Below are 8,076 nucleotides of genomic sequence, written 5' to 3'. Positions count from 1 at the left end.
ACCCCCGACCTCGGCCAGGCGGCCTCAACGGCGTCCGACAACGCGGCCGCCGCCGACCCGGCCACCGGGAACGGCGGCGCAGGGCGCCCGGCTTCGGCACCGACCGCACCTGTCGGGGCGGCGCGGCGCGGCCGGTTCGGCCAGCTGTGGAGCCGACCGCGCGCCGAGACCACCACCGAACCCGCCATCCCGGCGGCGAAAGCAGCGGCCTGCGCAGCGTCAGCCCGGCCCGTCGCCCAGATGCCCCCGGCCACGGGCGCCCAGCCCGCAGCTCCGATCGGACCAGCGGGGACATCCGGCGCCGTCTCGGCACGGGGCGGATCGGCCTCACCTTCGACGCCGTCGTCTCCCACCACGCCGTCGTCTCCCACCGGGACGCCGTCTCCCACCGGGACGCCGGCCGGACGGGCGGCGGGCGGCCCGGCGGGAGACGGGCCGCCCGCCGGCGGCCCCAACCCGCACCGACGCCGCCTCGTCATGGTGTCCGCACTCGCCGTGCTGGCCGCGGCGGCCATCATCGTGGTCCTGGTCCTGATCAGCGGCGGGGGGGGCTCGGGGCCCGCCGACGTCGCCGCCGGGCGCGGTAGGGCCCGGGGGACCGCGGCGAGCGACGCGCCCATCCGCCCCGCCGACGCGCCGGTCGGGGCCGCCGATCCGGTGGCCCGGGACACCACTCCGGTCACCGCACCTCCGGGCTGGGTCCCCTACGTGGATCCCGATGCCGGCTGGTCGGTGGCCTATCCGTCGACCTGGCAGCGCCGGCAGGGGCCCGGCGGCCCCGGCAACGTCGATTTCGTGGACCCGGCTACCAAGGCGTTCCTGCGGGTCGGTAGCGTCAGTCGGGCAAACACCTCCGCGATCGGCGACTGGCAACGCAACGAGGCCGGTTTTGTCCGGAGTGTGCAGGACTATCGGCGCGTGCGGCTGGCTCCCAGCGACGGCGGGGATGGCACCGAGCAGGCCGACTGGGAGTTCGGGTACCGCAGGTCGGACGGGGTCATGGTGCATGTGCTCAACCGGGGCGCGGTTCGCAACGGCCACGGATATGCCCTCTACTGGCATACCCGGGAGGATCTGTGGTTGCAGGATCAAGCATTGATGCACCAACTCTTCGGCGCCTTCCGGCCCGGTCCGTGATGGCAGCTTTCGTCGGGTTTCCGACTCTCGCGGCGGTCGCAAACCTGCCGGCCGTCGAGCGCGCGGATCCGTCTGTCTGTCAGACTTGACACGATGGCCAAATCGGCAAGCGTGCCCCCGGACACCTCACGGCACAGCACGCCTCGTTACGTAGCTCAGCGCTACCGCCTCGACACGCCTATCGGGCGTGGTGGAGCCGGCGTCGTCTGGCGTGGTGAGGATGAGCTACTCCAACGACCGGTGGCCATCAAGGAGATCCTCGTCCCGATGGCCGGGGCGCAGAACGAACGCGACGCGATCCGGGCGCGGGTGCTGCGGGAGGCCCGCGCGCTGGCCCGGCTGCACAGCCCGGCCATCGTCTCCGTGTACGACGTGGTCGAGGAGCACCAGCGGCACTGGATCATCATGGAGCTCGTCGACGCGGACAGCCTCGGCGACGTGATCCGTACCCACGGCCCACTGCCGTTCGACCAGGTCGCGGCGATCGGGCTGGCGCTGACCGACGCGCTCGCCGCGGCGCATTCCGCCGGCGTGCTGCACCGCGACGTCAAACCCGGCAACGTCCTGCTCGGCCGGGATGGCCGGGTCCGGCTCACCGACTTCGGCATCGCCGCAACCGAGGGTGATGTGACCCTGACGGGGACCGGCGCGCTCGTCGGCTCCCCCGCCTACATCGCCCCCGAGCGGGTCCGAGGCTCCTCGGGCAGCCCGGCGAGCGACCTGTGGGGCCTGGGCGCGACGCTGTACTCGGCGGTCGAGGGCCAGCCCCCGTTCGAGGGCCCGGAGACCTACGCGGTGCTGACCGCCGTGGTCGAGGGCCGCCGCCGCGCCTTCCGACTGGCGGGGCCCCTGCGTAACCTGCTCAGCGACCTGATGGATCGCCCGGCGGAGGAACGCCCTGACGTCACGGAGATCCGTCGCCGGCTGATTCCCGTCGCCCGCAACGCCAACCCGGTGCCGGCGTCGGTCATGCACGCGCGTCCCCGGTCCGAGGACGACGAGGATGCGAGCGCCGCCGACGTCGGTCTGGAGAACCTTGACGAGCCGGCGGCCCCGGCGCCTTCGGCCCCGATCACCGGCGGCGGGCCGGCCGCGGTTCGTCCCGCCCGCCGGACCGGGCCCTCGGCATGGAACGGGTCATCCACGGGCGCCGCGGCGCCCGGCCAGGCCGGCGGCACCGGCCCACGCACCGCTGGTGTCCCGGCCCCGCTCGTCGGCGGACCCACCCAGTCCGGCGGGCCAGCCGAGTCCGGCGACGCCGAGATCACCGCGGATCCGGTGCTGGGAGCGCTGGACGAGACCGCCATCTCACCCGCCACCGGCGGGGGCCCCCGGCCGGCCCGGTACGAACCGTCCCGGCCTGCCGCACCGCACCTCACCCGACCCCAGGTCGATCACGATGCCCACACCAGGATCGGTCCGCCGGCCCAGGCGACGGGGCCGGCGCAGGGCGGGGCGGACGACGAGACCCGCATCGGCATCGTCCCCGTCGTGGCGTCGACGGCAAGCCTCGGGCTGTTCGACGACGATCACGCCGCCGGGCTCGTCCCACTCGACGAGGCCCGCCGACGCTCCGAGGCGACGCACCAAGGCGCGCACGCAGGCCCTGGCCGGGAGCCCGGTGATCCCGCGGGGCGTCGGCGGCGAACCATCGCGATCGCGGCCGGCGCGGCCACCGTCCTGGCCGGCGCGGCGATCGCCCTGGCCGTCGGCCTGTCCGGGGGCGGCTCGCCGACCGGGCCGACCGACGTGACGGGGCCGAAGACGACCGCTCCGCCCTCCACCGCGACGACCACTCCGCCGCCGACGACGGCGCCCTCCGCCGCCCCGACGGTGGTGACCCCCCAGACACCGAACCGCAGCGGCAGCAGTAGCAGCCGCCGCCCGCGGTCGACGGCGCCCTCGGTGACCGAGGCCCCAACGAGCGTGCCGGAGACGACCGTGCCGGAGACGCCGTCGTCGGTACCGACGCAGCCACTGCCGACGACGCCGCCGCCGACCAAACCGGCACCGACGACTCCCGCGGCGACACCGCCCGTCAAAACGCCGCCGCCCACCGTCCCGGCGCCGACGCCGACAGCCGGCCAATCGGCCGCCGCGGCCGCCGCGCAATGACGGTGGCGTTGGCGGCCGGCCCGCTGTGGCATAGTTCACCCGCTGGCGACGGACCCGGACCCGCCGCTGACCAGGCCCGGCACTAGCATCGGCCGAAGGCACGCGGGGTCCTCCCGGTGATGCACCGGGGCTTCACGGCGCCGCCAGCGTAGCTGAAATGATCTTTTCTGGCCGAGCGGCTGGCCGATCCGGAGGAGCTTTCATTGCCGAAGGCACCAGCGGGCACGCTGTACCGCGGGCGAGAGGGAATGTGGTCCTGGGTCGCCCACCGGATCACGGGCGTCCTGGTCTTCTTCTTCCTGTTCGCGCACGTACTCGACACGGCTCTCGTCCGAGTCTCGCCCTCGTCGTACAACGAGGTGATCGAGGTCTACAAGAGCCCGATCGTGAACCTGCTCGAGGTCGGCCTGGTGGCCGCCGTGCTGTTCCACGCGCTCAACGGCATCCGGATCATCCTGATCGACTTCTGGGAGTCCGGGCCCAAGTATCAGAAGCAGATGCTGTACATCGAACTTGTGCTGTTTGTGGTGCTGCTCGTCCCCGCGGCCTACCGGATGCTGCTGCACACCGCCGAGACGCTGTTCGGGAGCGCGACCTGATGGCGACGGCGGCGGCGCCATCAGGTCGGGGCGCACCGGAGCTCGTCGCACCGGAGCTCGTCGCACCGCGCTCGCCGCAACGGCGGACCAAGCCGGGCGCGGCGAAGGTACGCAGCAACTTCGAGCTCTACGCCTGGGTGTTCATGCGGATCAGCGGCCTGCTGCTGTTCTTCCTGGTGCTCGGCCACCTGTTCATCATGAACATTCTCGACGGCGGCGTGCAGCGGGTGAACTTCGGTTTCGTCGCGGGCCGCTGGGCATCGCCCTTCTGGCGCCTGTGGGACCTGGTCATGCTGCTGCTCGCCGAGCTGCACGGCACCAACGGTCTGCGCACCGTGATCAACGACTATGCCGAACGGGCACAGACCCGGTTCTGGCTGAAGATGCTGCTTTACACCTCGGCGTTCCTGGTCGTCACCCTCGGCACGCTGGTCATCTTCACCTTCGACCCCGACCTGTGACCCCGACCTGTGACCCCGGACCTGTGAGGAGGTAGGCGTGCAGATCCACAGGTACGACACGGTCATCGTCGGCGCGGGCGGCGCCGGCATGCGCGCCGCCCTCGAGGCGGGACAGCGCTGCCGGACGGCCGTTCTCACCAAGCTCTACCCGACCCGGTCGCACACCGGCGCGGCCCAGGGCGGCATGTGCGCCGCGTTGGCCAACGTCGAGGAGGACAACTGGGAGTGGCACACCTTCGACACGATCAAGGGCGGCGACTATCTGGTCGACCAGGACGCCGCCGAGATCATGGCGAAGGAGGCCATCGACGCCGTCCTCGACCTGGAGAAGATGGGGCTGCCCTTCAACCGCACCCCGGAAGGCCGGATCGACCAGCGCCGCTTCGGCGGCCACACCCGCGACCACGGCAAGGCGCCGGTGCGCCGGTCCTGCTACGCGGCGGACCGCACCGGCCACATGATCCTGCAGACGCTGTACCAGCAGTGCGTCCGGCACGACATCGAGTTCTACAACGAGTTCTACGTCCTCGACCTGCTGCTGCATGAGGGTGCGGCGGCCGGAGTGGTCGCCTATGAACTGAAGACCGGCGAGATCCATGTCTTCCAGGCCAAGTCGGTCGTCTTCGCCACCGGTGGGTTCGGCAAGGTGTTCAAGGTCACGTCGAATGCGCACACGCTTACCGGCGACGGTATGGGTCTGGCATTTCGCCGCGGCATTCCGCTGGAGGACATGGAGTTCTTCCAGTTCCACCCGACGGGCATCTGGAAGATGGGCATTCTGCTCACCGAGGGCGCCCGCGGCGAGGGCGGGATCCTACGCAACCGTGACGGCGAGCGGTTCATGGAGCGCTACGCGCCGACCATCAAGGACCTCGCCCCCCGCGACATGGTGGCCCGGGCCATCTACACCGAGATCCGCGCCGGCCGCGGCTGCGGCCCCGACGCCGACCACGTGTATCTCGACCTCACCCATCTGCCGCCCGAGCAGCTCGACGCGAAGCTGCCGGACATCACCGAGTTCGCCCGCACCTACCTCGGCATCGAGCCGTACGACGACCCGATCCCGATCCAGCCGACGGCGCACTACGCCATGGGCGGCATCCCGACGAACATCGACGCGCAGGTCCTCGCGGACAACGACACCGTCGTCCCCGGCCTGTACGCCGCCGGCGAGGTGGCGTGCGTGTCCGTGCACGGCGCGAACCGCCTGGGGACGAACTCGCTGCTCGACATCAACGTGTTCGGCCGGCGGGCCGGCATCGCCGCCGCCGAGTACGCGAACGCCACCGCGGGCCACGTCGACCTGCCGGCGAATCCGGCGTCGTTCGTCGACGACATGCTGGGCCGGTTGCGTGGGGGTGCCGGCACGCAGAACGCGGCCGCGATCCGCGCCGAGCTGCAGGAGTCGATGGACGTCAACGCCTCGGTGTACCGCACCGAGGCGACGCTCAAGCAGGCGCTCAGCGACATCGCCGCGTTGAAGGCCCGCTACCAGCAGGTCGGCGTGTCCGACCGGGGGCGCCGCTACAACACCGAGCTGCTGGAGGCGGTCGAGCTCGGCTTCCTGCTCGACCTCGCCGAGGTCCTCGTGGTGGGGGCGCTGGCCCGCAACGAGTCCCGCGGCGGCCACTCGCGAGAGGACTACCCGAACCGGGACGACGTCAACTTCATGCGTCACACGATGGCCTACCGGTCGGGACCGCTGACGGCCGCTTCGCCCGAGGCGGACATTCGGCTGGACTACAAGCCGGTCGTCGTCACCCGCTACGAGCCGATGGAGCGCAAGTACTGATGACCGTCGTCGACTCCCGGCCCGCCGCGGCCCCGGGTCCGGCCGCGACCGGACCGGCGCCCGTGACCGTCACGCTCAAGATCCGCCGCTTCGACCCGGAGTTCGCCGCGGAGGCGCGCTGGGAGAGCTACCAGGTGCCGTTCGATCCCAGCGATCGCCTGCTCGACGCGATCATGTGGGTGAAGTGGAACGTCGACGGCTCGCTGGCACTGCGCCGTTCCTGCGCCCACGGTGTGTGCGGGTCGGACGCGATGCGGGTGAACGGCGTCAACCGGCTCGCCTGCAAGGTGCTCGTGAAGGACCTCGGGCCCGAGATCACCATCGAGCCGATCAAGGGCCTGCCGGTCGAGAAGGACCTCATCGTCGACATGGAGCCGTTCTTCGACGCGTTCCGGGCGGTGAAGCCCTACCTCATCACGGACGATCACGAACCGACCCGGGAGCGGCTGCAGTCCGCCGAGGACCGGGCCCGCTTCGACGACACCACCAAGTGCATCATGTGCGCGGCCTGCACGACCTCGTGCCCGGTGTTCTGGAACGACGGGGAGTACTTCGGGCCGCAGGCAATCGTCGCCGCCCACCGCTTCATCTTCGACAGCCGCGACGCCGGCGCCGACGAGCGGCTGGAGATCCTCAACGAGCGCGAGGGTGTCTGGCGCTGCCGGACCACGTTCAACTGCACCAATGCCTGTCCGCGTGGTATCCAGGTCACCAAGGCGATCCAGGAGGTCAAGCGCGCCCTGCTGTTCCGCCGCCTCTGATCCACCGAGACCGGCGCACTCAGGAATTCCTTTACTTGGTCAGGTGGTGTCGACAGCGAGCGCGAACGGCAGCACCGCGGGCGCGCCGGCCTTGCGAAGCAGGCGGGCGGCCACCGTCATCGTCCAGCCGGTGACGACCCGGTCGTCGACGAGCAGGATCGGACCGTCGACCGCGCCGAGGGCGCGGTGCAGGCCCGGCGGGACGGCGAACGCCTCCCACAGGCCGGCAAGCCGGTGGGCGCTGTTGTGGACCTGTCCGGCGTGCGGACCGCCGCCGACCCGGTCAAGCTGGCCCAGCAGCGGCAGCCGGCCGATGGCCGCGATGTGGCCGGCGAGGCTGGACACCAGCAGGGGCCGACTGCGCGAGGCGATCGTGACGACCGCGGCCGGGCGGCGTTCCCAGTTCCAGTGGGCGAGCGTGCCCACGACCGCCTCCACCAGATCCGTGGGCAGCGGGCCGTCCACCACGCTCTCGCCCCCGGCGTCGCGGCCGGGGCCGGGCCCATCGACAGGGCCCGGATCGGAGCCGGGCGCGAGTCCTGCGGCGAACATCGGCCGCAGGCGGTTGCCCCAGCCGATGTCACCGAGCCGCGCCACCACCCGTCCGGGCTCGGCGCCGGCCGCTGGCGGGATGCGGCCGGACAGGCTGATGCCCAGCCGGTTCATGCCCGTCGGCCACATCCGGCGCGGCTCGATGGCGACCCCCGGGCGCATCAGCTCCTCGCGGGCCCGGGTGCTGGCGGACGTCGAGACGGCGGATGGCCACGCACGACCGGTGCACCGGTCGCACCGCCCGCAGGGGGCGGCCTGGGGATCGTCGAGCTGGCGGCGCAGGAACTCCATCCGGCAACCGGGAGTGGCGATGTAGTCGAGCATCGCCTGCTGCTCGGCGGCCCGCGCGGCGGCGACCCGCCGGTAGCGCGGCTCGTCGTAGGACCAGTCCGCTCCGGTCGCCGTCCAGCCGCCCTTGACCCGGCGGACCGCGCCGTCGGTGTCGAGGACCTTCAGCATCTGGTCCAGCCGGCTGGGGCCGAGGTCGACGGCTGCCAGCAGGGCCTGGGTGGACATCGGCCGGGCGGCGCCGGCGAGCACGCCGAGAACCGCGCGGACCACGCGCTCGGGCGGAAAGGAGGTGTCGGCGAAGTAACGCCAGATGTCGCGATCCTCCGCAGCCGGCAGAAGGACGACCTCCGCGGTCTCGACAGCCCGCC

Annotated in this window: 6 protein-coding genes and 1 pseudogene; 6 read left to right on the top strand and 1 reads right to left on the bottom strand. The window is 72.0% G+C overall.

Features of this window, described 5'->3' with window-relative positions:
- The 6 genes from NBZ85_RS23825 to NBZ85_RS23800 all read left to right on the top strand — a co-directional run.
- A partial coding sequence (locus NBZ85_RS23825) for a serine/threonine kinase C-terminal domain-containing protein (protein ID WP_498041258.1) occupies positions 1–1,137 on the top strand: 1,137 nt, incomplete at its 5' end.
- Positions 1,138–1,230: 93 nt separating this feature from the next.
- Positions 1,231–3,252, top strand: coding sequence for a serine/threonine-protein kinase (locus NBZ85_RS23820; protein WP_261559262.1), 2,022 nt, complete (start codon positions 1,231–1,233; stop codon positions 3,250–3,252).
- A 203-nt stretch (positions 3,253–3,455) separates the two neighbouring features.
- Positions 3,456–3,851 carry a succinate dehydrogenase, cytochrome b556 subunit gene (sdhC, locus tag NBZ85_RS23815; protein ID WP_009740429.1) on the top strand — a complete coding sequence of 132 codons (396 nt, stop codon included), beginning with the start codon at positions 3,456–3,458 and terminating at the stop codon, positions 3,849–3,851.
- A complete protein-coding gene (locus tag NBZ85_RS23810; RefSeq protein ID WP_261559261.1) occupies positions 3,851–4,312 on the top strand; it encodes a succinate dehydrogenase hydrophobic membrane anchor subunit in 462 nt (153 codons plus the stop codon). Before sdhC ends, NBZ85_RS23810 begins: the two co-directional genes overlap by 1 nt.
- 37 nt (positions 4,313–4,349) lie before the next feature.
- Positions 4,350–6,104, top strand: coding sequence for a succinate dehydrogenase flavoprotein subunit (gene sdhA / locus NBZ85_RS23805; RefSeq protein WP_261559260.1), 1,755 nt, complete (start codon positions 4,350–4,352; stop codon positions 6,102–6,104).
- Entirely contained in the window at positions 6,104–6,865 is a 762-nt protein-coding gene (locus tag NBZ85_RS23800; protein ID WP_261559259.1) for a succinate dehydrogenase iron-sulfur subunit, read from the top strand. Before sdhA ends, NBZ85_RS23800 begins: the two co-directional genes overlap by 1 nt.
- 39 nt (positions 6,866–6,904) lie before the next feature.
- Here NBZ85_RS23800 and NBZ85_RS23795 read toward each other — a convergent pair.
- Positions 6,905–8,076, bottom strand: a pseudogene (locus NBZ85_RS23795) (recombinase RecQ); the annotation flags it as partial.

Origin of the sequence: Frankia tisae, assembly GCF_025403405.1 — a bacterium.
Classification (GTDB): Bacteria; Actinomycetota; Actinomycetes; order Frankiales; family Frankiaceae; genus Frankia; species Frankia tisai.
The sequence above is the reverse complement of the archived record's forward strand: the minus strand, read 5'-3'. Positions and strand labels throughout refer to the sequence as shown.

Coding starts and splice junctions, on each gene's coding strand:
- NBZ85_RS23820 (WP_261559262.1), top strand. CDS start 1,231: ATGGCCAAATCGGCAAGCGTGCCCCCGGACACCTCACGGCACAGCACG.
- NBZ85_RS23810 (WP_261559261.1), top strand. CDS start 3,851: ATGGCGACGGCGGCGGCGCCATCAGGTCGGGGCGCACCGGAGCTCGTC.
- NBZ85_RS23800 (WP_261559259.1), top strand. CDS start 6,104: ATGACCGTCGTCGACTCCCGGCCCGCCGCGGCCCCGGGTCCGGCCGCG.